The sequence below is a fragment of the Kribbella antiqua genome (assembly GCF_004345665.1).
GTDB lineage: Bacteria > Actinomycetota > Actinomycetes > Propionibacteriales > Kribbellaceae > Kribbella > Kribbella antiqua.
Genome location: NZ_SLWR01000013.1, coordinates 116,310 through 141,059, shown reverse-complemented (window position 1 = coordinate 141,059; position 24,750 = coordinate 116,310). Strand labels below are relative to the sequence as shown.

The 24,750-nt window shown below is 67.9% G+C and carries 27 protein-coding genes; 18 read left to right on the top strand and 9 right to left on the bottom strand.

Annotated features, from left to right (window positions below; translation table 11 throughout):
• Positions 1-24: 24 nt before the first annotated feature.
• The 4 genes from EV646_RS40765 to EV646_RS32420 all read right to left on the bottom strand — a co-directional run bounded on the left by EV646_RS40765 (position 25) and on the right by EV646_RS32420 (position 2,631).
• Positions 25-150: a hypothetical protein gene (locus EV646_RS40765; RefSeq protein ID WP_277875149.1), complete on the bottom strand. Its 126-nt coding sequence runs from the start codon at positions 148-150 to the stop codon at positions 25-27.
• Between the two features lie 177 nt (positions 151-327).
• Complete coding sequence (locus tag EV646_RS32430) at positions 328-888, bottom strand: DJ-1/PfpI family protein (RefSeq protein WP_132155421.1); 561 nt, start codon at positions 886-888, stop codon at positions 328-330.
• Positions 889-973: 85 nt separating this feature from the next.
• Positions 974-1,915 (bottom strand): phosphotransferase family protein, encoded by a 942-nt coding sequence (locus EV646_RS32425; protein ID WP_241996467.1) that lies wholly within the window; start codon positions 1,913-1,915, stop codon positions 974-976.
• A gap of 59 nt (positions 1,916-1,974) precedes the next feature.
• Entirely contained in the window at positions 1,975-2,631 is a 657-nt protein-coding gene (locus EV646_RS32420; RefSeq protein WP_199237327.1) for a hypothetical protein, read from the bottom strand.
• Positions 2,632-2,782: 151 nt separating this feature from the next.
• Here EV646_RS32420 and EV646_RS39080 point away from each other — a divergent pair, with 151 nt between their 5' ends.
• Entirely contained in the window at positions 2,783-3,469 is a 687-nt protein-coding gene (locus EV646_RS39080) for a collagen-like protein (RefSeq protein ID WP_199237326.1), read from the top strand.
• A gap of 2 nt (positions 3,470-3,471) precedes the next feature.
• On the opposite strand, the gene EV646_RS32410 is transcribed toward EV646_RS39080, so the two are convergent.
• Entirely contained in the window at positions 3,472-5,766 is a 2,295-nt protein-coding gene (locus tag EV646_RS32410; protein ID WP_132155419.1) for an ATP-binding protein, read from the bottom strand.
• Positions 5,767-5,856: 90 nt separating this feature from the next.
• Between EV646_RS32410 and EV646_RS32405 the strand changes: the two genes are divergently transcribed.
• Together EV646_RS32405 and EV646_RS32400 are read left to right on the top strand one after the other, a co-directional pair.
• Positions 5,857-6,339 carry a GNAT family N-acetyltransferase gene (locus tag EV646_RS32405; protein ID WP_132155417.1) on the top strand — a complete coding sequence of 161 codons (483 nt, stop codon included), beginning with the start codon at positions 5,857-5,859 and terminating at the stop codon, positions 6,337-6,339.
• Positions 6,336-7,019: a hypothetical protein gene (locus EV646_RS32400; RefSeq protein WP_199237325.1), complete on the top strand. Its 684-nt coding sequence runs from the start codon at positions 6,336-6,338 to the stop codon at positions 7,017-7,019. Before EV646_RS32405 ends, EV646_RS32400 begins: the two co-directional genes overlap by 4 nt.
• A 60-nt stretch (positions 7,020-7,079) precedes the next feature.
• Here the strand turns inward: EV646_RS32400 and EV646_RS32395 are convergent, their stop codons facing one another.
• Entirely contained in the window at positions 7,080-9,854 is a 2,775-nt protein-coding gene (locus EV646_RS32395) for a helix-turn-helix transcriptional regulator (RefSeq protein WP_199237324.1), read from the bottom strand.
• 130 nt (positions 9,855-9,984) lie between these two features.
• Here EV646_RS32395 and EV646_RS32390 point away from each other — a divergent pair, with 130 nt between their 5' ends.
• Both EV646_RS32390 and EV646_RS32385 read left to right on the top strand, forming a co-directional pair.
• On the top strand, positions 9,985-10,839 hold the full coding sequence (locus tag EV646_RS32390) for an enoyl-CoA hydratase/isomerase family protein (protein WP_132155415.1): 855 nt from the start codon (positions 9,985-9,987) through the stop codon (positions 10,837-10,839).
• Positions 10,840-10,950: 111 nt separating this feature from the next.
• On the top strand, positions 10,951-13,722 hold the full coding sequence (locus tag EV646_RS32385; RefSeq protein WP_132155413.1) for an ATP-binding protein: 2,772 nt from the start codon (positions 10,951-10,953) through the stop codon (positions 13,720-13,722).
• Between the two features lies 1 nt (position 13,723).
• On the opposite strand, the gene EV646_RS32380 is transcribed toward EV646_RS32385, so the two are convergent.
• Positions 13,724-14,653 (bottom strand): NAD-dependent epimerase/dehydratase family protein, encoded by a 930-nt coding sequence (locus EV646_RS32380; protein ID WP_132155411.1) that lies wholly within the window; start codon positions 14,651-14,653, stop codon positions 13,724-13,726.
• A 213-nt stretch (positions 14,654-14,866) separates the two neighbouring features.
• Between EV646_RS32380 and EV646_RS40405 the strand changes: the two genes are divergently transcribed.
• A complete protein-coding gene (locus EV646_RS40405) occupies positions 14,867-15,058 on the top strand; it encodes a twin-arginine translocation signal domain-containing protein (protein ID WP_241996466.1) in 192 nt (63 codons plus the stop codon).
• Entirely contained in the window at positions 14,986-15,756 is a 771-nt protein-coding gene (locus EV646_RS32375) for an alpha/beta fold hydrolase (protein WP_338419304.1), read from the top strand. Before EV646_RS40405 ends, EV646_RS32375 begins: the two co-directional genes overlap by 73 nt.
• Before the next feature lie 27 nt (positions 15,757-15,783).
• On the opposite strand, the gene EV646_RS32370 is transcribed toward EV646_RS32375, so the two are convergent.
• A complete protein-coding gene (locus EV646_RS32370) occupies positions 15,784-16,815 on the bottom strand; it encodes an SLAC1 family transporter (protein ID WP_132155407.1) in 1,032 nt (343 codons plus the stop codon).
• 195 nt (positions 16,816-17,010) lie between these two features.
• Between EV646_RS32370 and EV646_RS32365 the strand changes: the two genes are divergently transcribed.
• The 7 genes from EV646_RS32365 (at position 17,011) to EV646_RS32335 (ending at position 21,238) form a co-directional block, all read left to right on the top strand.
• Positions 17,011-18,207 (top strand): epoxide hydrolase family protein, encoded by a 1,197-nt coding sequence (locus EV646_RS32365; protein ID WP_132155405.1) that lies wholly within the window; start codon positions 17,011-17,013, stop codon positions 18,205-18,207.
• A gap of 229 nt (positions 18,208-18,436) precedes the next feature.
• Positions 18,437-19,171, top strand: a complete 735-nt coding sequence (locus tag EV646_RS32360; RefSeq protein WP_132155403.1) for an ANTAR domain-containing protein — start codon at positions 18,437-18,439, stop codon at positions 19,169-19,171.
• A gap of 103 nt (positions 19,172-19,274) precedes the next feature.
• Positions 19,275-19,499, top strand: coding sequence for a DUF7218 family protein (locus EV646_RS32355; protein WP_132155401.1), 225 nt, complete (start codon positions 19,275-19,277; stop codon positions 19,497-19,499).
• 153 nt (positions 19,500-19,652) lie between these two features.
• On the top strand, positions 19,653-20,090 hold the full coding sequence (locus EV646_RS32350; RefSeq protein ID WP_338419303.1) for an Hsp20/alpha crystallin family protein: 438 nt from the start codon (positions 19,653-19,655) through the stop codon (positions 20,088-20,090).
• Between the two features lie 49 nt (positions 20,091-20,139).
• Positions 20,140-20,412: a hypothetical protein gene (locus EV646_RS32345; RefSeq protein ID WP_132155399.1), complete on the top strand. Its 273-nt coding sequence runs from the start codon at positions 20,140-20,142 to the stop codon at positions 20,410-20,412.
• 204 nt (positions 20,413-20,616) lie between these two features.
• A complete protein-coding gene (locus tag EV646_RS32340; RefSeq protein ID WP_132155398.1) occupies positions 20,617-21,024 on the top strand; it encodes a J domain-containing protein in 408 nt (135 codons plus the stop codon).
• Positions 21,011-21,238 carry a hypothetical protein gene (locus EV646_RS32335; RefSeq protein WP_132155397.1) on the top strand — a complete coding sequence of 76 codons (228 nt, stop codon included), beginning with the start codon at positions 21,011-21,013 and terminating at the stop codon, positions 21,236-21,238. The genes EV646_RS32340 and EV646_RS32335 overlap by 14 nt, the downstream gene beginning before the upstream one ends.
• 66 nt (positions 21,239-21,304) lie before the next feature.
• Here EV646_RS32335 and EV646_RS32330 read toward each other — a convergent pair whose 3' ends face one another.
• The gene (locus EV646_RS32330; RefSeq protein WP_132155396.1) at positions 21,305-21,559 is read right to left on the bottom strand and encodes a hypothetical protein; all 255 of its coding nucleotides are present in this window, start codon (positions 21,557-21,559) and stop codon (positions 21,305-21,307) included.
• An 89-nt stretch (positions 21,560-21,648) separates the two neighbouring features.
• Here EV646_RS32330 and EV646_RS32325 point away from each other — a divergent pair, with 89 nt between their 5' ends.
• From EV646_RS32325 to EV646_RS32310, 4 genes are read left to right on the top strand one after another with little or no spacing between them, the layout of a single operon-like run.
• Positions 21,649-23,139: an aminotransferase class I/II-fold pyridoxal phosphate-dependent enzyme gene (locus EV646_RS32325; RefSeq protein WP_206752053.1), complete on the top strand. Its 1,491-nt coding sequence runs from the start codon at positions 21,649-21,651 to the stop codon at positions 23,137-23,139.
• Between the two features lie 11 nt (positions 23,140-23,150).
• On the top strand, positions 23,151-23,927 hold the full coding sequence (locus EV646_RS32320; protein WP_132155395.1) for an endonuclease/exonuclease/phosphatase family protein: 777 nt from the start codon (positions 23,151-23,153) through the stop codon (positions 23,925-23,927).
• A gap of 34 nt (positions 23,928-23,961) precedes the next feature.
• Positions 23,962-24,429 (top strand): DUF6098 family protein, encoded by a 468-nt coding sequence (locus tag EV646_RS32315; protein WP_132155394.1) that lies wholly within the window; start codon positions 23,962-23,964, stop codon positions 24,427-24,429.
• 58 nt (positions 24,430-24,487) lie between these two features.
• Positions 24,488-24,727: a hypothetical protein gene (locus EV646_RS32310; RefSeq protein WP_132155393.1), complete on the top strand. Its 240-nt coding sequence runs from the start codon at positions 24,488-24,490 to the stop codon at positions 24,725-24,727.
• Positions 24,728-24,750: the final 23 nt, after the last annotated feature.

Sequence of the window (24,750 nt, the reverse complement as noted above, 5' to 3'; positions counted from 1 at the left end):
CATAGTTGTCTGTCAGCAAAGGTGTCAACGCTGTCCCGACCGGTACATCGCCGCCCGTCGTACGGCCGGGATGGCCTTCAGCGGGCTGGCCGGCGCCGTACTGAGCAGGACGCGCCCTAGTGGCTTCACCGTGCCGTCGCCAGGCCCCACGGCGGACAGTGGAGGGTTTCTTGCGCCATTTCGCGAAGACCCTCCACTGTCGACACCAAAAGCCTCCATAGTCCACACGCACACCGCTCGGCCGGATTCCGGGTAGCGCCGCAACCACGAAATGATCGACGGCCGCGCCGGCTCCGACCGAGCCGTACAGGTCCTGCGGAGATCGATCTACGCCGGGGCGTGTTCTTTCAGGATTGTCATGAAGGCGCGCATCCAGGTTGGGTGGTCGGGCCAGGCGCGGCCGGAGACCACGTTGCCGTCGACGACCGCGTCGCCGTCGACCCACTCCGCGCCGCCGGCCCGGATGTCGAGTGCCAGGGCTGGGTAGGCGGAGGTCTTGCGGCCGTTCAGGACGCCGGCCGCGGCCGCGACGAGTGGCCCGTGACAGAGCTGGGCGACGGGCTTCGACTCGCCGTAGAAGTGCTGCACGATCCGCTGGCAGTCCTCGTCGTTGCGGATGTACTCCGGCGCACGACCACCGGGGATCACCAGAGCGACGTACTCAGACGGGTCCACATCGGCGAACGCGACATCGGCTTGCCAGGTGTGCCCGGGTTTCTCGGTGTAGGTGTCGAACCCATCGACAAAGTCATGCACCACGAACTGCAACTTCTTCACCGCCGGGGCGGCCACATCCACCTCGTACCCCTCCTCGAGCAGCCGCTGGTACGGGTAGAACACCTCGAGGTCTTCCGCAGCATCGCCAGTGACAATCAGCACCTTGGCCATCACGTCATCCCCTTCGCAGACTCCAGTTCCACCCGCCAGCCTCCGCCGCCAACCAAACCGGGTCAAGGGTGATCGATGAGTTGGGTCACACGAGGAGCGTCTCGAGCTCTGGGAGTCGGCCGAACAGGTCGGGGAGGCCGCGTACGCCGTTGCGTACGGACTCGTGCGACACCGCGAGCTCCGGGCCGGTGCTCGCCTCCACACCGGCGAGGCAGCGGAGGGCGTTCCACCTCGTGAACCCCAGCCAGCCGCCGATCATGAACACAAACCAGCTCGGCCCCGACGGCGGCAGCGCACCGCCCCCTGCGACATAGCCGTCGAGGACTGAGCGGAAAATGGCCGGCTCGATGTCGTCGAAGCCAGGTCCCTTCGCGAGGCTCAGCGCCGTCGAGCCGAGCTCACCGGCCAGGTCGAGCATCCCCGAGAGCTCCCAGTCGAGCACCACCGGCCGACCGTCTCGAGCGAGCAGGTTCCACGGCTGGATGTCCCGGTGGGTCAGTACGACGGGGCCTGGCCGCTCGCAGGTGTCGACGAACTGGGCAATCGCGAGGAACGTCTCGACATGGGAGGCGAGCTCGTCGGCCCACGGCTGCCCGGTCGCCGCCGCCCGCTCGGCGAGCTCGGGCCAGTCCCGCGCCACCGGGTCCTCGCTCGACACGTGAGTCCACTCGACGTCGAGTGCGTGGAGGCGCGCGAGGATCTCACCGATCTCGAACGCGTACGCCGCCGGCACCGGTGCTTCAGGCACCTTCTCTCCCTCGACCCACCGGTGGACGAGCGTGTGCTGGCTGGCCGAGATCGGCTCTGGCATCGGAACGCCGGCAGCGAACGCCGCCCGCTCGAACCTGAACACGTCCTCGACGTGGTCGGTCCAGCGGCGGTCGACGAGGTTCAACTCCTTCACCGCGAACGACCCCTGATCGGTGTCGAGCCGGTACATCCGGTTCGCGAACCCACCGTGCACGCGGATCATCGGCCCGATCGGCGCACCGAGCTGCGAAAGGTCAGAGCGCACGTCGTCGGTCACCCCAACGAATCTAGGGCTCGCAGTCCATCGATGCACCGGAATTTCCCTGGCACGCCTTGCTACATGGCGGCCACGCTCGTGGCCTCCTTCGCCAGGTGGGTGACCTGGGCCGGGCTCACACCGTCGGCGACGTCGACGACGCCGACGCGGGTGCCCACGGAGAAGACGATGTATCCACCGGCGGCCGCGTCGGAGTCGTACGCCGGGAAATAGACGACCTTTCGACTCGAGCTCGACTGCACGGTGACCGGGTCGCCGTACCCGAAGTCGCCCCCGGAGATTGCCGCACATTCGTCGACCAGCGACACGATCTCGTCTGCCGTGGCTCTCGCCTCGCGGGTGGACTGCGTCTGGGCGACCTGTTCGACGACGTGCAAACCACCGCCCCCGTCGAGCTTCGAGCCGATCCTCGTCACGCCCTGGCGCGGCAGTACGTCGGTGAATTTCGTCGTACCCGTGCATGGGCCTAGGGATTGCGCCGGGTTCACGGCGATTCGGTCGAACGGATGTCCGGTCACGTCGAAGTAGAGCCGTTCGCGGATGACGTTCTCCTCGGACAGAGCGTCCTGCGGCGTTCGTACGCTCGGCTTGGGGGTGCCGGCCACGGTGGCCGACGCCGGCTCAGGCGTCTGCTGGGCGGCGACAATCGCTCCGGCCACCACGGCAGCGACCGAGACACCCACGACGAGACCGGCCCGCTTCATGTTGCGATTCATAGCTGCACTCCTAGCGTTGAACTGGTGGTCCTCGCGAAAGTCTTTGACGGCCCGGACCTGGATTTTGTTCGCCAATTCGCGCGCTTTAAGGCTGTCTGAACAATCCGCCGAACACTGGATCGGACCAACAACGACAGCCAGGGGTGGGGCCATGAAGAAGAGTCGCGTCATCGCCGTCGCGGCAACCGTGCCGTTGCTTGCAGCAACGGTCGCGTACGCCGCCGATTCGGCCGACAGCATGATCTACGGCTGCTACAACAAGCTGACCGGGAGTCTTCGTGTCGTCCAGCCAGGCACGTCCTGCCTGTGGGGCGAGACTGCCATCCACTGGAACCAGACCGGACCACAAGGACCACAAGGACCCCAAGGGCCGCAGGGAGCCCAGGGCGCACAAGGTGTTCCCGGTCCCGCAGGCCAAGACGGCCAGGACGGCCTCGACGGACAGGACGGCGCGCCTGGTGCAGTGGGGCCGGCGGGCCCACCTGGTCCTTCCGACGCGTACATCGGCCGCGGAGCCGCTTATCTCAAGACGACTGAGCAGCAGCCAATCGTGACGATCCAGCTCCCGGCCGGGGTCTACGCGCTGTTCGGCAAGGCCGCCCTCCGCAACGGCGACTCAGGAGATGACCAGGACGGCACCTGCGGACTCAGCACCGGCGACCGCACGACGATCCGCGTCGGCCAGGCCTACGGCACAGCGCAATACCTGAGTCTGAGCGTGCAGGACCTGCTGACCCTCAGCTCGCCCGGCAGCGCCACTCTCTGGTGCTCCGGCTACAAACTCACCGCGAACAACGTCCAGCTCACCGCCATCAAGGTCGCCGCAATCCACGGCTGACCCTAGGCGAGCGTTGCTGCTGCCGATGCGTCGAGGGAGCGGCCGGTGGCCACGGCTTCGTCGTACGCGGCATCGCCGAGGGCGGCACGTGCCGCTGCCTCAGCCGCTCCGCGCAGACTCGGGTCGGGGAGGAAGAACGCATAGATATCGGCGCCGACCGTCTCGCGCAGGCCTGTCGCGGCGCCGAGCAGGGTCGCGACGCGGAGGTGATTCCCTTCCTGCGACTCGATCACCGCAAGCGTCTCGATGAAGTAGGCAAGATTCGCCAGGTCGCGCGTTTCCTGGGACAGGGCGATGCCGTCCTCGACCCGCTGCCGGGCAAGCGTGTAATCGCCGAGCGCAAGGGCAACCTGCGAGAGGTTGTAGAGGGCAACGTACGTCGCCAAGCGGTCGCCGCGCACTCGAGCGAGATCGAGACCGCTTTCGAGCTCTGGTACGGCGGCAGCCGGATCGCCGCGGAGCAGGTGCACGGTGCCGAGCCAGACGTGGACGAGAGAGGCCATCCAGGTCGAACTGCGGTCGTCGGCGGCGAAGTTCAGCGCAGCGCGGAAGCGGTTCTCGGCGGCGTCGAGATCACCGGAGGCCAGCGCTGCCAGCCCTGTGCCGGCCCGGGCCTTGCTGCGGACCTCGGGATCGTCCTGTCCGGCAGCGATGCGGTCTGCTTCGGCCCAGTACGACGCGGCGGCGGCTTGGTCGCCGGCGGCGTACGTCATGGTCGCGGCGGCGAGGTTGACCCGGGCCTGCTCCCAAGGCGGGAGGTCGGGGGCAAGGCACTGCTCGGCGAGGCGCCGGCCGATGGTGAACTGGCCGCGCATCCACCAGTAGAGCCACATGAACCACGTGATGCGGGCAGCGGTCGGAGCGTCGCCCGCATCGAGTGAGCGTTCGACGGCGACGAGAAGGTTCGCTTCCTCCTCCTCGATCCGCTCGAGCCATTCGACCTGGTCCGCGCGCTCGTAGCCGGCGGCCGCCTGCTCGGCCAGATCCAGGTAGACGCGTGCGTGCGCGCGAGCGATGCGGGCCGCACGATCGCCGACGAGGAGGCTGCGGGCGTACTGCGCGACGGGCTCCAGCAATTGCACCCGATCGCTGCGGACCCGGATGAGCGAGTGCTCGGCGAGTTCGTGGAGGACGCCAAGGACCTCGCCGGCAGCGATTCCATCACCCGCCTCGGCCACAGCTTCGACGGCCTCCAGAGTGGCGCCGCCGCGGAACGCCCCGAGCAGTGTGAAGAGCCGCTGCTGATCCGGATCGAGCAGGCCGTAACTCCAGTCCAGGGTGGCCCGCATCGTGCGTTGCCGCTCAGGCAGGTCGCGCGCTCCCGACCTCGCGGTGGCTGTCTCCAGCCGATCGAGCAGTGCGGCCGGAGAAAGCAGCCGCAATTGAGCGATCGCGAGTTCGATGGCCAAAGGCAGGCCGGCGAGCCGGTGGCAGAGCTCCGCGTACGCCGGTACGTCGGGCGCCGCCGGTCGAACTCCGGCGGACTCCGCGCGATCCAGCGCAAGGGCACCAGCCGGGTTGGCGCGCAGCTCGTCGAGGGTCGCGCAGTTACTCGCCGGCAGCTCCAGAGGTTCGACGACGTACTCGCGTTCGACCCTCACCCGCAAGGGCGAACGGCTCGAGGCCAGCACGGTGAGGTCCGGACAGAGTGCGGTGAGCTGCCCGACCTGAGCGGCGGCGCTGAGGAGGTGCTCGAAGTTGTCGAGCACCAGCAGCAGGCAGGAGGCCCGCAGCTGTGCAGCGACCAAGTCGAAGGCGCCGGAGCCGTCGATGCCGGCGAGCCCCAGTGCACGCCCGATCGTGGCCATGAGCGCGGAGGCGTCGGCGAGCGGAGCAAGCGAGACCTGAACGACGCCGTCCCGGTACTCGTCGGCGAGTACGTCGGCCACAGCCGCTGTCAGCCGGGTCTTGCCGACCCCGCCGGGGCCCGTAAGTGTGACCAGCCGGGCCCCGGAGCGCACGAGGTCGACGACCGAAGCGACGTCGTCGTCGCGTCCGTACAACGGGGTCGGTGGGATGGCCAGACCGGCGGGCCTGGTCACGGGTTTGCCGGCCGCTCGGCGCCGCGGAACGGCGGCTATGAGCGCCGCACGCTCGCTGTCGGGGATGCCGAGGGCGTCGGCGAGCGAACGGACGGTGTGCGGGTAAGGCCTGCCCCGGCTGCCTCGCTCCAGTGAGCTGATCGCGTGCGGGCTCAGGTCCGCGCGCTCGGCCAGCTCCTGCTGGGTGAGCCCGGCACGTTCACGCAGAGTGCGCAGCAGGACACCGAAGTGCGCCTTCGCCGCGTCCCCCGACATGGGGAAACAATAAGTGCGCTGTCAACTGTGCGAGCAGTGTGCGAGTTGTGCCCGTGGTCTGTGGCGCGCACGGCGCCGAGCATTGGAGCCATGACGACAACTACCTGGCTCCCGGAGGGGTGGAGCCACCCGCTCCGGGTCCAATTGAGCACAGGACACCACCTGCGTCCGATCCGAGCTACCGACGTCGACCTGGACATGCAGGCCGTCATGGGGTCGCAGGAGCGGCTGTGGTCGTTGTACGGGGAGGCCTGGGGGTGGCCTCCCGCGACCATGACGGCCGACCAGGACCGCGAGGACCTGGCCCACCACGAGGACGAGATGGAGCGGCACGAGTCGTTCAACTACGCCCTCTTCGACAACGGTGAGACCGAGCTTCTCGGCTGCGTCTACATCGACCCGCCGATCCACGACGGGACGGACGCCGAGATCTCCTGGTGGGTCGTCGACTGGCTGGTGGGCGGGCCGATCGAGGCGGCTCTCGACGAGCTCGTACCGCGCTGGATCGCATCGGACTGGCCGCTCACCAAACCGCACTACACGCATCATCCGAATCAGGGGGGAACAGCATGACCAGCACAATCGCCACGACCAGTGGCGCCCGGCACGCCGATGCGGCCCATCCCTCGCAGGGGAAGGGATGGGTCTACGCCGGCGTCGGCGCAGGCGTGGCGGGAATCGCCACCATCGTCGGCTCGAGCCTGGCCGGCGCCGTGTACGACCCGAAGCTCGCCGGCAACGCCGCCGCCATCACCGAGAAGCTCGCGGACCAGACCGTGCCGATCCTTGTGATGCACACGGCCGCGATGGTCTCCGCCGTACTGCTGCTCGTGTTCGCCGCCGGGCTGCGCCGCCGGCTTGTGGACGCGACACCGCAGGGAAGCCTGCTCCCGCCGGTCGCCGCCTCGGGCTTGATGCTCGTGTCGGTCGCTCTGCTGATGGGATCGGCGCTGACGACGGAATTCGTCTTCGGCGTCCAGAAACCCGACCAGCTCGTCCCGGAAACCGCCGTGTTCTTCGGGCACTGGATCGGCACCGTGCCCTGGCTGTGGGTCGGCGCCGGAATCGCCGCGATCGCACTCGGCCTCGCTGGCCGGAAGTTCCACGCGGTCCCGCCGTGGCTGGCGTGGACCAGCCTGGTGCTCGGTGGTCTGACCACCCTGCTAGGCGTCAGCCCACTCCAGTACATGGCCGGCATGACCGGACCCCTCTGGCTAACCATCGCCGCCCTCGGCCTACTCAAGAAGAACTGAGGGGAAACCCGCGCGCCCCGAAGCACACACTTCGGGGCGCCACCCCGCTCTGAAGGGTTGTCAGGGCTCCGGGCTGATCCCCCGCAGGGCTTCGGGGAGCTGGCGGCGGGCGGTGAGGCGTAGCTTTGTGAAGACCTTGCGGATGTGCCACTCGACGGTGCGTGGGCTGATGAACAGTTCGGAGGCGATCTCGGCATTGGTAAGGCCGCTCGCCGCGAGGCGGGCGATGTGGAGTTCCTGCGCCGTGAGCTGCTTCTGCTTCTCCACCGTCTGTCTGCGGACGGTCTCGCCGGTGGCGCTGAGCTCGCGGCGCGCCCGGGCGGCGAACGCCTCCATCCCCATCGCTGCCAACGCGTCGTACGCAGGTCGGAGGTGTGCACGTGCTTCCAGCCGTCGACCGGCACGCCGGAGCCACTCGCCGTACAGCAACCTGGCCCGAGCCGACTCGACGCGCAGGTTCGTACGCTCGAGGCGGTCAACTGCTTCGCGGTAAAGCTCCTCGGTGCGAGGACCCTCGAGTTGCGCCTGCGAACGCGCCGCGACACCCGCGGCCCAGTCCGTGCCGCTCGCCCGCGCTGTCTCGGCCAGCTGCTCGGCGGCATCCGCGGCAGTGACAGAGTCACCGGTACGGGCTGCTGCTTCCACGAGCTCGACAAGACTCCAGGACCTGACCACCATCTCCTCGGGGTGAGCGGCGGCCACGCGTGCCGATTCCAGAGCTGCCGGGTACCGGCCATGACTGTTGCTCAGCAAGGCGCTCGCCCAATAGGTCAACGACACGCTGAGCCCTTCACCACGCGCTGCAGCGTCCCGCCGTGCCGAGGCGAGAAAACGCGTCGTGTGATCGTCACGGCCCGCGAAGGCGGCCAGGCCGATAGCGCCGTACGGCGTCATCCTGATCTGTGCGAGCTCTGTCGCGGCCTCGGCCTCGTGGACCAGGGCCGCCGCAGCGGGCAGATCGCCGGAAAACAAGTCCACGAAGACACGCGAATTGAGCGCAAGGGGCAGTGCGCTCACCGCACCCGAGTCCCGAGCGATCCGCAGGTGCCGGCTGGCCAGCTGGTCCCACGCCCTGCCGTCCCTCAGGTCGATCGCGACGACCGTGGCCAGCCAGAGAAACCGGACCGCCTCCTGCACGGGGATATCGTCGCTGTCAAACGCCTGGATCGCGGTTCGGAGCATCGGAGCCGCAGTCTGGTAGCCGTCGCCGAAGAGCACTCCCAGTGCACGCAGCAGGTCATCCCCACGTCGCGGCGGCGACGGTCTCGGTACGTCGCGCACCATCAGGGCAACGGCCATCGCGCCCGGCTCGGTGGCCAGGTGTCCGGCGAACCAGGCCGCTGTGAACGCGTCAACGTAACTCTCCAAGGCCAACTGGACGTCGAGCGGCTCCAACCGGCGAGCGGCACCCACCAGCAACGGGAGAACCTCTCGGGCCCGATTGGCAGCCAGCCCGATCTGAGCACGCAGTACGTCGAGGCGAGCGCGCTGGAGGTCGTCGAGCGGTCCGTGCTCGGTCACTGTCAGCAGTTGCAGAGCCTCCTCGAGCGCACCGGCATGCATCATGGCCTGCGCGGCGTTGAGCCGACGCTGGACGCGGTCCGCGGCGTCGGGCGTCAGTACGGCGGCCCGCTCGAGGAACGCGGCGGCTGCGGCCAGTCCGCCTTGTGCCAGAGCACGATCGGCAGAGCGTTCGAGCTGCGCCGCAACGGCCTCGTCCGGACCTGTAGCGGCGGCTGCGAAGTGCCAAGCCTGCCGATCAGGATCCACCTGCGGGTCTGTGCCCTCGGCCAGGGCCCTGTGTGCTGCCTGACGCTCCACCACGGTGGCTGAGTGGTACGCAACCGAACGCACCAGTGGATGACGGAACCGAGCGCTCTGGCGTAGTTCGATGAGGCCTGCATGCTCGGCCGCGCGCGCGGCAGCGACGCCGATGCCGAGCCGCTGGGCGGCACGCCACAGCAGGCGGACATCGCCAAGCGGTTCTGCGGCCGCGATGAGCAGCAGAAGGCGCGACTCGTGCGGAAGCAACTCGAGCTGACGGCGAAACCCCTCCTCCATCCGGCCGGTCAGGGACCTTGTCCCGGCCGTGCTGCCAGGCCCCGGACCGAAGCTGAGCTCGGCCGCGGTGAACCATCGCGGCAGCTCCAGCAAGGCCAGCGGATTCCCATGCGCCTCGGCCAGGATGCGCTCTCGCACACGCGCGTCGAGGTGACCACTCACGGCCGATTCCAGCATCTCCCGAGCGTCGGGAGCAGCCAGACCATGCAGTGACAGGCCAGGGAGACCTGCCCACGGCTTGGCGCTCTCGCCTGCTCTGACCGCGATGACCACAACGACGGAGTGCGCCGTCAGTCGGCGAGCCACGAACGCGAGCGTCCGTACGGAGGCTTGATCCAGCCACTGTGCATCATCGACCAGGCAGATCACCGGGCCGCCCCCAGCACTTTCGGACAGCAATGTCGATGTGGCGAGGCCGACCAGAAACTGGTCCGGTGGAGTGCCCTCGTGCAAGCCGAACGCTGTTGCCAGAGCGTCCGCCTGCGGCCCTGGAAGTCGATCGAGCAGATTCAGCAATGGCTCGCACAGTTCGTGCAGGCCGGCGAATGCGAGTTCCATCTGCGATTCGACGCCGCCAACGCGCAAGAGACGACAGTCCGCTGCCGCTGCCGCGACGTACTCCAGCAGGGCGCTCTTGCCGATGCCGGGCGCACCGCGCAGGACGAGAACACCGTGACCACCCAAACGCGCGGACGCGACCAGGCGATCCAGTACCTCGCATTCGTCGCGCCGACCCCGCAAATGCGGCCGCGGACGCTTGGTTGTCCCGGACACGGCTTTCAGGCTAAACCTCGCCGAAGCACCAGTGCATCGGCCAGTGCATGGTACTGGCGCGCTCACCTGCACGGTGAGTGATGGTCGAGTCGTCAGCCCCAGGCGGGTGTCTGGCGATCGGAGACTTTCGATGAACGCTCAGCAGTTCCACGTCACCGAGATCTCGGACGCCTATTGGAAAGCATCGTTCGGCAACGGGCCGGTGAACCTGATCGACCCCGACACGATCGAGCAACTCGGCGACCTTGTCGCCCGGATCGAGGAGGCTCCCGCACTCAACGTGGTGGTCTTCGACAGCCTGAACCGGGACTTCTTCATGGCGCACTGGGACACCACCGCCGACCGGGGCCGGATGGCTGCGATGAGGCCGGGCCCGACCGGCCTGCACCCGTACGTGGACAACTTGGTCCGGTTGAGCAAGGTCCCGGCGGTCACCATCGCGGCCGTCCGGGGCCGGGCCCGTGGCGCCGGCAGCGAGTTCTTGCTGGCGACCGACATCCGGTTCGCGGGTGCCAACGCCGTACTCGGACAAGTGGAGATCGGCATGGGAGCAGTGCCGGGCGGCGGGGCGATGTCCCGCCTGGCTCGATTGGTCGGCCGGTCGCGCGCCGCCGAGATCATCCTCGGTGCCGACGACTTCCCGGCCGCACTCGCTGAGCGGTACGGCTACGTCAACCGGGTCGTGCCCGACGGCGAACTCAACGACTTCGTCGATCGATTCGCACGCCGCATCGCCGGCTTCGACAAAACCGCGATCGCCGGCGCCAAAGCACTGCTGGACCTCGCGTCGCTGCCCGCCGACGAGGAGTTCGGACCCGGAATGACCGCGTTCCTCCAGACAGCGTGGCGCCCGGTGAATGCCGCACGGGTGCGCTACTTGCTCGAACGCGGACTGCAGACGCCGACGGGCGCCGAACTCGACCTCGGAGGAGCAGTGGGTGAGTTCGGGGATCCACCGAAGGAGAACAACCGGACCGCCAGCTGAGAATCGTTGCCCGCAGCCGGAGTCAGTGCCAAAGTGAGTCCTGCGCCGGCGCCGACGTCGCCCCATGCCGAAGCCGAAATCTGCTACTCGGACCAGGACGATGGGGTGGTCATGACTGTCAGCTCAGGGTGGCCGGGCCTCCGCGGACGCCGGTCCGAGTGCGAATCGCTGATCTCGCTGCTCAATGCCGCCCGCAACGAACAAAGCCAGGCCCTCGTTCTGTGCGGCGACGCCGGAATCGGCAAGACGGCCCTCTTGCAGTACCTGCTGGACAACGCCGACGGGTACGGCGTGAGCCGGGCAGCCGGTGTCGAGTCGGAGATGGAGCTCGCCTTCGCGAGCCTGCACCAACTGTGTGTTCCCTTTCTTGACCGGCTGGATCGGTTGCCGCTTCCGCAGCGGACGGCCCTCGACACCACGTTCGGCTTGGCGTCAGGCGCCCCGCCGGACCGGTTCGTCGTCGGACTGGGCGTGCTCAACCTGCTGAGCTCAGCGGCCGAGGAGCAGCCGCTGCTCTGCGTCATCGACGACGCCCAGTGGCTCGACCAGGCATCCGCGCAAACGCTGGAGTTCGTCGCCCGCCGGCTGCACGCGGAGCCCATTGCGATGGTTTTCGCTGTTCGTACGACGGATGACCAGCCAACGCTGACCGCATTGCCGCAGATGGCGGTGCGCGGACTGAACAACCGCGATTCCGCCGAGCTGCTGGATTCCGTGCTGGCCGTCCGGCTCGACGGCGAGGTCCGCGACCGCCTGGTGGCGGAGACCCACGGCAACCCGCTCGCGCTGCTCGAGCTCCCGCGCGAGTTGGTTTCCGGCGACCGGCAGGACAACAGCCCTGGCACCAGTCTGGCCGGCCGCCTGGAGGAGGGGTTTCTCCGGAAGCTGGAGTCTCTGCCGGACCAGGCCCGGCAACTACTGGTCCTCTCGGCCGCCGACCCGGTGGGAGATGTCGACCTGGTACGTCGTGCTGGACAACAACTCGGGATCGGCGAAGAGGCGATCGCGGCGGCCGAATCGACGGGCACGCTCGAACTGCGTCACCGCGTCGAGTTCAGGCACCCGCTCGTACGGTCGGCCGTTTACCGAGCAGCTCTTCCGGAGCAACGGCGTACAGTCCACCAGGCGCTGGCCGAGGTCACCGATCCCGTCGGGGACCCGGACCGGCAGGCCTGGCATCGCTCCCGCGCAGCCACCGGCCCCGACGAGTCAGTCGCGACCGCACTCGAGCAGTCCGCGGACCGTGCGCTCGGCCGCGGTGGGCTCACGGCAGCTGCAGCATTCCTCGAAGCTGCTGCGACGCTCACACCTGAGCCCGATCACCGAGCTCGGCGATCGCTGGCAGCCGCGCAGGCAAAGGCGACGGCGGGTGTTTTCGACGATGCTCTGTCCTTGCTCGCCGAGGCACAGGCCGGGCCGCTCGACGAGACACAGAGCGCACGGGTTGACCTGTTGCAGGCGCAGATCTCTCACTACTCCGAAGGCGGAAACAAAGGGCTCCCGCTGCTCCTCGCTGCCGCCGCCCGACTCGAGCCGCTCGATCCGAAGCTCGCACGAGAGACCTATCTCGACGCCTTCGCCGCGGCCATGTTCGCCGGCCGGCTCGCGTCGGGGTTCGGCATCGGGATGCGTCAGGTCGCCGAAGCCATGCGCGAGATCAAACTTCCGGCAGCGGCCGGCAAGTCCGATGTACTGCTGCAACAGATCGGGGTGCTCTACACCGATGGCTACGCGGCTGCGGCGCCCGGCCTGCTCGGCACCGTACGCGCGTTCGGATCCGACGAACTCAGTCTGGACGAGTCCGTGCGCTTCGCCTGGCTCGCGGCCTGCGCGGCGACAGATCTGTTCGACGACGACAACTGGGACATCCTGACCCGCCGGCACCTGTCCGCGATTCGCGAGATCGGCGCGTTGAGCGTACTGCCGGTCGCGATCACCAGCCGCGTCATCTACGACCTTTACAGCGGCGACCTGGCCGAGGCGGAGGCCTTGGTCGCCGAATGCGCCTGGGTCGCCGAGGTGACCGGAGGGCAGAACACGATGATGCCGTACGGCGAGGTCTGCCTCAGCGCCATCCGCGGCGACGCAGCACGGGCGGAACCGCGCTTCCACAAGCTGCTCGACGACGTCACCGCGCGCGGCGAAGGGGTGGGCCTGAACATGATCGGCTGGTTCCAGGCTGTCATGTTGAATGGCCTCGGCCGACCAGCGGAAGCGTTGACCGCTGCCAGGTTGGCCGCCGCGTCACCACTCGAACTCGGTCCTCCGAAGTGGGCCCTCGCCGAAGCCGTCGAAGCCGGCGTACGTAGCGAGAACACCGCGGCGGCAACCCTGGCGTTCGAACAGCTCTCGTCGTTCACCCAAGCCAGCGGCACCGACGCGGCATTGGGAGTCGAGGCCGGCCGGAGAGCTCTGCTGCACTCGGGCCGCGCCGCGGAAGACTGCTATCGAGAAGAAGCCGACAGGCTCGCGCGTACGACGCTTCAGGTCGAGCGCGCCCGGGCTCAGCTCCGGTACGGCGAATGGCTGCGCCGTGAGAACCGTCGCGGGGACGCACGCACTCAGTTGCGCCTCGCGTTCGAGACGTTCAGCGCCATGGGTCTTGGCGGATTCGCCGAGCGTGCACGCCAGGAACTCGCCGCGACGGGCGAGACTGTTCGCCGGCGAACGGTCGAATCAACCGGGAATCTCACCACGCAGGAGGCTCACATCGCCCGGCTCGCGGTGGAAGGTCTCACCAACTCCGAGATCGGAGACGCGCTCTTCCTCAGCGCCCGGACGGTGGAGTGGCACCTGCGCAAGGTCTACACCAAGCTCGGCGTCCAAACCCGCAGAGACCTACGCCAGTCCCTGCCGGAACCGGCCAAACACGCTGATCGGTAGCTCAGCCGAAAAGCTTCCGGAAGCCGTCCCGCCAGGACGGGTACTCCGGAGCAAACCCCAGCTCGGCCTTTGCCTTCGCGTTGCCGGCCGGCGGGAGGTGATTGCCGTAGTACACGGCCTGTACGCCGATCTGCTGCTCGGCCTCCTCCTCCGAGATACGTCGCGGCGGCGGCGCATCCAGGAGCTGGGCCAAGTACGGCAGCCACTCGGCCTGCGGAGCGGGCTCGTCGTCCACGATGTTGTAGACCCCAGGGCGGCCGCGGTCGACGGCCTCCAGCGTGACCATCGCCGCGTCACGGACCTGAACGAACGGGTAGTGTCCGGCGCCGTCGCCGACGATCGGCAACTCGCCCGCCTTGATCGCCGTGACGATGTCGCCACCAGGTCCGATCGCGGTGCCCTCGCCGTACTGGAATCCGTACCGCAGGACGACGCCTTCGATGCCAGGTGTGTTCAGCACCAGATTCTCGGCCACGATATTCGCTTCGACGTGAGTTCCGATCGGCCCCGGACCGTCCAGGTACGGCGGCGCCGACTCGTCCGTCAGCCCCGAGCCGGGCCGGGTCATGAAGCTGGCGCTCTGCGCGACGACCCGCAGGGTGCCGGCCTCACGGGCCGCCTTCATCAGCGTCTTCGTGCCCTCGCGCCGGAGCCGGTTGGTCAAAACCAGCCAGGTGCCATAGTCGCGAGACGGCACCGAGAGCGCAGTCATCTGGTTGATGATCACCTGCGGTCGGGCCTCGATGATCGCTTGGCCTACCTCTGCCTCGTCGAGCCCGTTCATCACGACCGGCCGCGCCCCGAGGCCCGCCACGACAGGAAAGCTCTCCCGCCGACGGGTGCTGACTGTGACCTGGTGGCCGTGGTCGACCAGCGCCTCGACGAGCGGCCGGCCGACAACGCCTGTTCCTCCTGCGACGAAGACGCGCATCGTCAGCTCCCTTGAGTTTCCGGCTGTGCTGGCTTGTCCATCGTGGATCGTTCGAGGGACAGCTCGCGCCCGGCACAGACCCTGGTCCCGCCACGGGTGCTGTGGTCAACCAGTGAGAGGACCAGGGCGGCTCACGGGCGCGCCGAAACGGCAGCGACGACGAGTCTCGATGAGCACGACAGACAAGCTGTCCCTTCTCGAAGGAGTCCCTCCATGAGCACCTCTCCAACAGATCCGCACACCGATCTGTCGCCCCGGCGCCCGTTCTCCCGACGAGGATTCGTCGTCACTGCGGCGGCCACCGGCGCGTCGTTGCTCGGCGGGCTGGCGACATCCACCGCCTCCGCAGCGCCGAAGCGGGTGGTGGACGGTATCGGCTCGGTCTCCACCGCGGTATCGGCCTGACCGAGAAGCCCCGGGACGGGTACGACGCGGCCACCCTCGCCGACGACCTGGCCGCTCTCATGACCGAACTCGGCCACCACCGGTTCGCCGCCGTCGGCCACGACACCGGCTACATCATCAGCTACGCGCTGGCCGCCGACCACCGCGCCCGCGTCGACCGCCTGGTCGTCGCCGAGATCCCCGGACCACCCGGAGTGGTGGACCCCGAACACGACCCGCCACCCCTGTTCCTCCCCGAGTTCCTCAACAACAGGCTCTGGCACATCCCGTTCAACCGGGTCAACGACGAGCTGATCGTCGACATGGTCAGAAGCAACGCCAACGCCTACTACCGCTACGAGTTCGCCATTCAGGGCGGTGGGACGACGCTGCCGGAGTACGCCATCGAGTACTACGTCAGTCTGTACAACCGAGACCGAGACGCCCTGCGAGCCAGCTTCGGTCTCTACCGAGCCTGGGACGCCATCCTGGCGCAGAACGGGGAGCGGCAGATGACAAAGCTGACGATTCCGGTTCTCGGAATCGGTGGGGAAAACAGCTGGGGTCCCGCAGCTGCCGGGGGAATCAAGCCCGCGGCGAGCGATGTGCAGACCGCGGTCATCGCCGGCGCCGGCCACTGGGTCGCCGAGCAAGCGCCCGCACAGATGCTCGAGGTCCTGGACACCTTCCTGGCCCCGTATCTGAAGGCCACCGGGTAAACCCCCGCGACTCGGCTGCGACGGCCGTCAGTGGCGCTCGTGGCTACCTGCGCTGGTCCGCCGGCCGGCAAGGGCCCGAATGAAGTCGCGAACGGTGCCGCCGAGGATGGCCAGGATCGCGGCCGTCGAGATCGTCAGGATCACCCAGGCGACAATTTCCCAGCCGTCGAAGCCGAGGCCGGCGGACCAGCGGACCCCGATGTTGCCCAGCACCGCGAGCGGGAAGGTGAAGACCCAGTGCTGGGAGGTGAACGGCAGGCGCAGGTAATCGGAGACGAAGAAGAGCTGGATCAGCAGGGTGAACAGGGTGATTCCGCCGACAGCGGCTTGCAGCTGGTCGATCTCGCCGTACCTGATCGCGAACCACGCCAGGCTGGCTGTTCCGGGTGGCGAGAGGAGGATCGACAGGACCGGCGTGAAGGGCTGCGGCATCGGCGTGCGGAAGAACAGGCGACTGGTGATGACGGCTCCCAGAAGCATCCAGAAGTACAGGCCGATGCCGAAAACCCCGATCGCCGCCGTACGGTCGCCCACGGCGGCCAGTCCGATGCCGGCGATGAACGGACCCGCGACCACCGGGAGGAAGTAGCCCGGATGCACGGCCTCCTCGTCCGACGGTGCGCGCAGCCAGTGCGCCACCAGCGCGGCGGCATTGATCGCCAGCGCGGAAACAGCGACGTAGGTCAGCCACCGTGCGGCCTCGCCGAGGCCGGCCGCGTAGTGCGCCACCAGCAGGATCGCGATCACCGGGATGTAAGCAGTGAGCGGGCCGAACAACGGATGGCGCAGGTCCACCTTGAACCTGCCCGAATCGTGGCGGATCGCGCGCACCACATAGATGCCGGTGAACGTCGCCCAAACGACGGCGGAGGCCGCGTACGCCAGATCGGCAGGCGCCGCGGACGCGCCCAGCAACTGGGCCGCGGCCTGCCACGCACCGCCCAGCCCGGCAAGGCCCAGCGGGATCGAGAACAACGCGATCGGCAAGGCCGAACCCCTCGGCTTGTCGTCAGCGGTCGATGCATCCAGCACTGCAGGAGTTGTACTCGTGGCGTTCATCGTGTCCCACTCTCGATCGACGGTAAGAGCACGATCGCCGTTGGCACCCTCGCGGCGAACCAGGGAGGCACCCTGGCCCTGCCCCTGGCGCACCGTGCAGACCCGGGAGCAGACCAGTGCTTTCCACGGGCGCGCCGTACCGAGGACCAGAGCAGGCTCGGTGGCGTCACCAACCGCATCAGCCCAGGAGGCGTCATGAGCACCACCCTCGACACCACGACCGACATTCAGTCGTTTCAGATCGAGATTCCGCAGGAGCAGATCGACGACATGCGCCGGCGTGTCGCGGCGACGCGCTGGCCGACCAAGGAGCTCGTCAAAGACCGTTCGCAGGGCGTGCAGCTGGCGACGCTGCAGGAACTCGCCCGCTACTGGACGAGCGAATACGACTGGCGCAAGTGTGAGGCGAGACTGAACGCGCTGCCGCAGTTCAAGACCGAGATCGACGGAGTAGAGATCCACTTCATCCACGTCAGGTCGCGGCATGAGAACGCGTTGCCACTGATCATGACCCACGGCTGGCCAGGCTCAGTCCTCGAGCTGCTCGGCACCATCGGCCCCCTCACCGACCCGACCGCTCATGGCGGCAACCCTGAGGACGCGTTCCACCTGGTACTGCCGTCCTTGCCCGGGTACGGCTTCTCCGGCGAGCCGAGCGAGCTCGGCTGGGAGAACGGCCCAATCGCACAAGCCTGGGCGAAGCTGATGGATCGCCTCGGCTACCCGCGCTACGTGGCCCAGGGAGGCGATGTCGGTGCCGCGGTCACCGACGCGATGGGCCGCCAAGGTCCCGACGGGCTGGTCGGCATCCACGTCAACCTGCTCGCGACGGCGTTGGGCATCGTCGATCTCCTGCCCGCCGAATCCGAGCAGGAACGCGCGGCGCACGCCGCGCTGAAGACGTTCACGAACGAAGGCTTCGGCTACTTCCTGGAGCAATCCACCCGGCCGCAGACGATCGGCTACTCCCTGCTGGATTCACCCATCGGGCTGGCGGCCTGGATGCTCGACCACGACACCGACAGCTACTACAAGATCTCCCGTGCTTTCGTCGACGGCGCGCCCGTCGGCCATCTCACCCGGGAGAGCGTTGTCGACAACATCGCGCTGTACTGGCTGACGGGCACCGGCGCCTCGGCCGCCCGGTGGTACTGGGAGTTCGGACAGTTCCTGCACGGAGCGGCCGGCCATACTCCCCCGCCGGTCACGGTTCCCGTCGGCTTCACGACGTTCCCCGGCGAGATCTGGGCCGCCCCGCGCAGCTGGGTCGAGACGGTCTACCCGGGCCTCGGCTACTTCAACGAGGTCGACAAGGGCGGCCACTTCGCCGCCTGGGAGGAGCCCGACCTCTTCGCCGCTGAAGTGCGAGCTGCATTCCGCTCACTGCGCTGACGAAGCGCTTCGCGCTGAGCACGCCTCGACCAGGTCGAGTGCAGCCAAGCTCGAAAGCCGGGTCTCGGCCAGGCAGCGGGCATGGGCGCTCAGCGCGAAGCAATCGTCACGTTGTGTTCCCACTGACGCGCGAACTCAGTTGTCCCCAGCAATTACTTCGCCGACGCGCTTCGACGGGCATGGTGGGTCGGCAGTGTGTCTTGCGGTCGCGCGGGGGAAAATGGGCGGCATGGAGGATGGTCAGAAGGCGCCGGTCGACGGCTATGCCTTTCCTGTGCTCGGTTCGTCCGTGGACGGAGTGGCGGACGTATTTGCCCGGTTGGCGGCGGAACTGCACGAATCCGGGGGTGTCGAGGAGACCGTGGAAGCGGTCGTACAGTTCGCGCTGCAGGCGCTCAACTGTTCGCATGCGGGCGTGGCACTGGCCACCCGCGGCGGACGGCCCGAGGTGCCGGCCGCCACCGATCCAGTCGTGGTAGAGATCTATCAATGGCAGATGGCCGGCGGCAACGGCCCACTGGTGCAGTCGATGCGCGAGCACACCACGCTCCTCGTCCGTGACACGGAGACCGAGACGCGTTGGCCTGACTGGGCCGCCAAGGTGCGTTCGCTCGGAGTTCGCAGCGTCCTCGACGTACCGCTGACAACCGCAACCGGCACAGTCGGCGTACTTGGGTTGTACAGCGTCGAACCGGACGCATTCAGCCAGGACGACGAGGCTGTCGCGCACATCCTGGCCCGGCACGCCTCGGTCGCGGTCGCCACGGCCCGGGACCAGGAAACGCTCGCCCGGGCTGTGGACGCCCGAAAGCTGGTCGGGCAGGCGATGGGCATCCTGATGGAGCGGTACGACGTCAACGGCGACCAGGCGTTCGCAATCCTGAAGCGCTATTCCCAGGACACCAACACGAAACTGCGCGACGTCGCCCAGCGACTGATCGACACCCGCCGCCTGCCGCACTGACCACCGAGGTGATGTCTGGGCCGAGGCTGGGTACCGGCCGAACTGATCGAGTCCTCGCCACCACGATGGTGTGGGCAACGGCCGATTGGTCCAGGAGGTACCGATGCCCGGTAAGTCGGCAAACGTCAAGAACGAGAAGCAGTACGAAGCCCTCAAGGACAAAGGGATGTCCAAGGAGCGCGCCGCCAAGATCGCCAACGCGCCGAAGTCGAGCGAGCGCGGCGGCAAACAGAGCGGCAAGGGCGGCGACAGCAAGCAGGGCGGCACAACGGCCCAGAAGAAGAAGGCCGGCCGCAAGGGCGGAAAGGCATCAGCAAAGAAGAGCTGACCGCAGCCGGAACCCGCCCGGGTCTCCCCTTTCCATCTTGTCAGCGCTTGGATGACATTGAGTCTTGTCATCGTTCCGTTGACATGTTATAAGGGATGTGCGTATTGACACCACCTATGAGTTGACGACTGAGGAGGTGTAGGGACGATGTTGATGCGCACCGACCCATTCCGGGAATTCGACCGGCTGACCCAGCAGTTCTTCGGAAGCCAGTCGCCGGGCACGTGGTCACGACCCACCGCGATGCCGATGGACGCCTACCGGCAGGGTGATCAGTACGTCGTTTCGTTCGACCTGCCCGGCATCTCGCCGGACGCGATCGAGCTGGACGTGGAACGCAACGTACTCACGGTGAAGGCCGAACGCAGACCGCTCGAGCTCGGTGAAGGCGTGGAGATGCAGGTCGCCGAGCGTCCGCTCGGGGTGTTCTCCCGGCAACTCTTCCTGGGCGACACCCTGGACGCCGATCGCATCGAGGCCAGCTACGAGACCGGCGTACTGACGCTCAGGATCCCGATCGCCGAGCAGGCCAAACCGCGCAAGATCGCGATCTCGGCCGCGGACAGCGACCGCAAGCAGATCGACGCCTGACCGACTCGAACGCTTCCCGATAGGGCCTGTTGTCGATGGGGTGAGATCGATGACGATGACCAGCCAGCAGGTACTCGACGAGGCCGAGGCCTTCCTCGACCTTGCCCTCGGCGACGACGACCTGCTGCGCGCCGAGTTCGACGCCTTGATCGCCGCCTGCTGGGAATCGCCGTACGAGCCGCCCCTGGACAAGCCCTGCCCACCTGAAGGCGGATGGGCCCCTCGGCCACCATCCAGGTGGCCGGGCCGGCCCCGCCTCCGACTCGGTCTCGCGCCGACGCGAAGCCCTCAGCGCCGCGAGCGCGGCCCTCCGCGGCGCTGAGGGCAACTGACCCACCTTCCCTGCCGGGAGGAGGTGAGCAGCTCCGACAATCGACGAATCCTGACCCGGTGATGCGGCCGCCCGCCCGTCACACCCTCGACTCGGCGGTGACGTCCCATTCCCGCCGCCTGTCCTTCCCAGGACGACAGCTCCGCAGCGGGCCGCCGCATCACCCCGGTCCACTCCGCGACGGAGATGAGCGCGATGACCGATCCATACGCGATCCTCGGGGTGACCGTCGCCGCCTCGGACGACGACCTCGACCACGCCTTCCGCGGCCTCGTCCGCCAACTCCATCCCGACACCCGCACACCAGCAGACTCAGACGCTGACGCCGACGCTGACGCCGACCAGCGCCTGCAGCAGATCCTCACCGCCTACGCCACCCTCCGCGACCCCATCCGCCGCGCCGCCTACGACCGCACCCGAACCAGGCCGGCCACCAGCTCACCTCCACCGCGCGTCCATGCGGCTCGGCGGACCTCGACGACGCCTCGGGTCGAGCCGGCGATCCGCGTAGGACCAGTCCGCTGGCAACCGCCGACGCAGACTACCAACGGGTCGACCAGAGGTCCGCGTCGCCCGACAGGGAGCAACCATGGCATCCATTGACGACGTCGAGACCTACTGCGAGAACGGCGTCTGGAAGACCCGCTGGCGCCACAGCACCGAACCGTTCGCCGCCGGCGGCGGGAGGGAACGCCAAATCAGCCAAGGAGCAATCGTGGCCTCCTGGTACGGCGTCGACCACATCATCACCAACCCCGACGGCACCACCGCGGAACACAACTCCTACCGCCAGCACAGACAACGCTACGCCAGCTGACCGCACCCCGAACCCGGCGCCGGCCAAGCTCGGGAGTGACGCCGTCGGCTCCGGAAGCGACGAGGGTCAGCGGGTGTCGTCTGGGTTGCTCTCGTTGGGTTTTCGTCGTGCCTCCGCGCCGGACGGGCCGGTGTCGGGGTCGTCACCTGCGACCCGTCCGACGAATTCGCCGCTGGTGCCGGTGCCGGTGGTGGTCGGCGTACCTCCTCGTGGGTCGCCGCCTTCGGCTCGCGTCATCGCAGTACTGGTGTCCGCCGGCGCGTCCGCTTCGTTGACCGTGTGGGCAAGGCGCCAGCGCTTGAACCGCTCCCAGATCGACATCGGCAGTGCTCCAATCGATGCTCGGCTTCGTGCACGTCCGCGGGGATACGCTGTGCTCTCGTCCGGTACCCCAGGCCGAACACCGATGCGTGACTGAGGATCGTTGCCTCGGGTACCTGCCCGGCATGGACCACAACGAGAGCCCGGTGCTGGAGGCGTTGGCGGAGTATCACGAGCGCGATTACGCGAACTACTCCCCGCCCGGCCACAAACAGGGCCGAGGTGTGGACGATGCGGTACGGCGGGTGCTCGGCGCGGAGGTGTTCCGGTCGGACGTGCTCGCCACTGGTGGACTCGACGACCGGCAGTCCGGCAAGAAGGTCCTCGCCCGGGCGCAGGAGCTGATGGCCGACGCGGTCGGTGCCGAGCATGCGTTCTTCTCGACCTGCGGCAGTTCGTTGTCGGTGAAGAGCGCGATGATGGCGGTCGCCGCACCGGGCGAGACCATGCTCGTCGGCCGGGACGCGCACAAGTCGGTGATCGCCGGTCTGGTGCTGACCGGGATCCAGCCGGTCTGGGTGCGGCCGAGGTGGGACCGGGAGCTGCACCTGGCCCATCCGCCGAGCCCGGCAGCATTTGAAGATGCCTTCAGCAACAACCCGGACGCCGTCGGTGCCTTGGTCACCAGTCCGTCGCCGTACGGGACCTGCAGTGACCTGAAGACAATCGCGGAGATCTGCCATCGGCATGGGAAGCCGCTGATCGTGGACGAGGCGTGGGGTGCGCATCTGCCGTTCCACGACGAGCTGCCGACCTGGGCGATGGACGCCGGCGCGGACGTCTGCGTGGTGTCGGTCCACAAGATGGGCGCCGGCTTCGAGCAAGGCTCCGTCTTCCACCTGCAGGGCGATCTGATCGACCCGGTCCGGCTCAAGGAAAGCGCCGACCTGCTGTCCACGACCAGCCCGAACGTGCTGCTGTACGCCGCCATGGACGGGTGGCGGCGGCAAATGGTGCTGCACGGTCACGAGCTGCTCGGTTCGGCATTGAAGCTGGCGCACGCGACCCGTCGTGAGATCGACAGCCTGCCGGGTCTGCGGGTGTTCGAGGACCGGCTGGTGGCGAAGGAGGCGTCACACGATCTGGACCGGCTGCAGATCATGATCGACACCCTCGACGCCGGGATCTCCGGTTATCAGGCGGCCGACTGGCTGCGCCAGGAGCCGGCGATCAATGTCGGGCTGTCGGACCACCGCCGGATCCTGGCGCAGTTCAGCTTCGCCGACGACCAGGAGCGCGCCGATCGGCTGGTGTCGGCGCTCGCCGATCTGACCCGGACCTCGCTGCCGTCGCCGCAGAGCGTCGTACTGCCGGAGCCGCGTGATCTCGAACTGGAGCAGGTGATGTCGCCACGCGAGGCGTTCTTCGCCGCGCACGACGTCGTACCGGTCGACGAGTCAATCGGCCGGATCGCCGCCGAGCAGGTCACGCCCTATCCGCCGGGCATCCCGGCCATCCTGCCCGGCGAATGCATCTCCGCCGGCGTCATCGACTACCTCCGCTCCGGCACCGAAGCCACCATGCCCATCCCCGACGCGGCCGACCCCACCGTGAAAACCCTCCGCGTAGTCAAGGCATAGGCAAGAGTTCCATGCGGCTGGCAACACTCAATGTCTGGGGCACGCGTGGCGATTGGGATGCTCGCCTGCCCGTTTTCCAGAAGGGCTTCCAACTGCTGGAGGCCGACGTACTGACGCTGCAGGAAACGATCCTCACCGACGACGTCGACCAGGTGACGGCCATGCTCGGCCCGCGCTATCACCTCGCGCATTCCTCCGAACGCGAGTACGACGGCCAAGGCATCACCACAGCGAGCCGATGGCCGATCGGACAGGTACTGGAGCTCGACCTCAACGTGTCAGAGCGAACCGGCGACTTCGCCTGTACGGCGCTTGTCACGGAGATCCTCGCACCGTTCGGACGGATCTGGGTCGCGAACCACTTCCCGGACTACCAGGTCGACCACGAGCGCGAGCGGTGCCTGCAGACTGCGCTCGTCGCACGGCAACTCGAGGAACTGGTCGCCACGTTCCCCGGTCACGCCGTCGTGGCCGGCGACCTGGACGCGGAGGAATCAGCGGACAGCCTCCGCTTCTGGACAGGCCGGCACGTGATCGACGACCTGAGCGTCTGCTACCGAAACGCCTGGGAGGCGACGCATCGAGACGAGCGGCTGGAGACCTACGTCCCGGAGAACCCGCATTTCGTGGACGGAGAATGGCCGTTCCGCGGCATCGACCACGTGCTGGTCCGCTGCGGCGACCACGGACGCCCGACCCTGCCGATCCTCACCTGCACCCGAATCTTCGACCAGCCCGACGCAACCCCGAGCGACCACTACGGCCTACTCGTCGAGCTCGCGGAGTAGCCCTCAAGGCGTGCTGTCTGGGTACTGGGCGCGCATGAGTGACAGCAGTGCCGGCGGTCGACTGTTCGCGGGCGATGCGGATCTCTCCGAACCGCCGCCCCTGGACGACCTGCATCAACTGGTCCGCTTCGTCCAGAACCACACCGGCGTACTGCTGAGGTACTCCAAAGGGCCCCAGGCGGACGCCGACAGCGGACCGAGCCGCGACTATGAAGCCGGTGTCGAACTTCCAGGCCTTTCCGCGACCACCGTCGAGCCCGAACCATGGTGGCCGCGCCCAGCCGAGGAGTGGATCGCCCGGCGAGTCTGCAAGTACGCCGAACTCGGTGAGCAGGAAGGTCGCTACCCCTGGCTCCTCACCGGCGAGATCGCCGGATACGGCCCCGACCACGAACCGCTGGTGGTACAGGTCCGGCCCTTGGCGCGCATCACGACGAGGGCCCTGAACCAAGCCAAGGCGCTCTACCAACAACGCTTCACTGTGGGACGCGACTCGACATGAACCGGCCGACGAGAGGGTACCCGGGGTACGCAACGGTCGAAGCGACGGAGGAGGCGTGATGGCACCGGAGCCCGAGCGAACAGTCAAGGACAAGAACTACAACCTGGTGACCGTGCTGCAGGCATCATTGCACTGGACCTGGCAGATGGACACCTACATCGCGGACGCCAAAGCGGCCGGTGACGACGAACTGGCCAAGTGGTTCCGCAAGATCCAGCAGAGCAACCGCAAGGCAGGCGACCAGGGCAAGGAGCTGCTGGCCCGCCGCCTAACGGAAGAAGAGACGGCCGGCAGCTGACCAAACCATCCACGCGCCGGGAA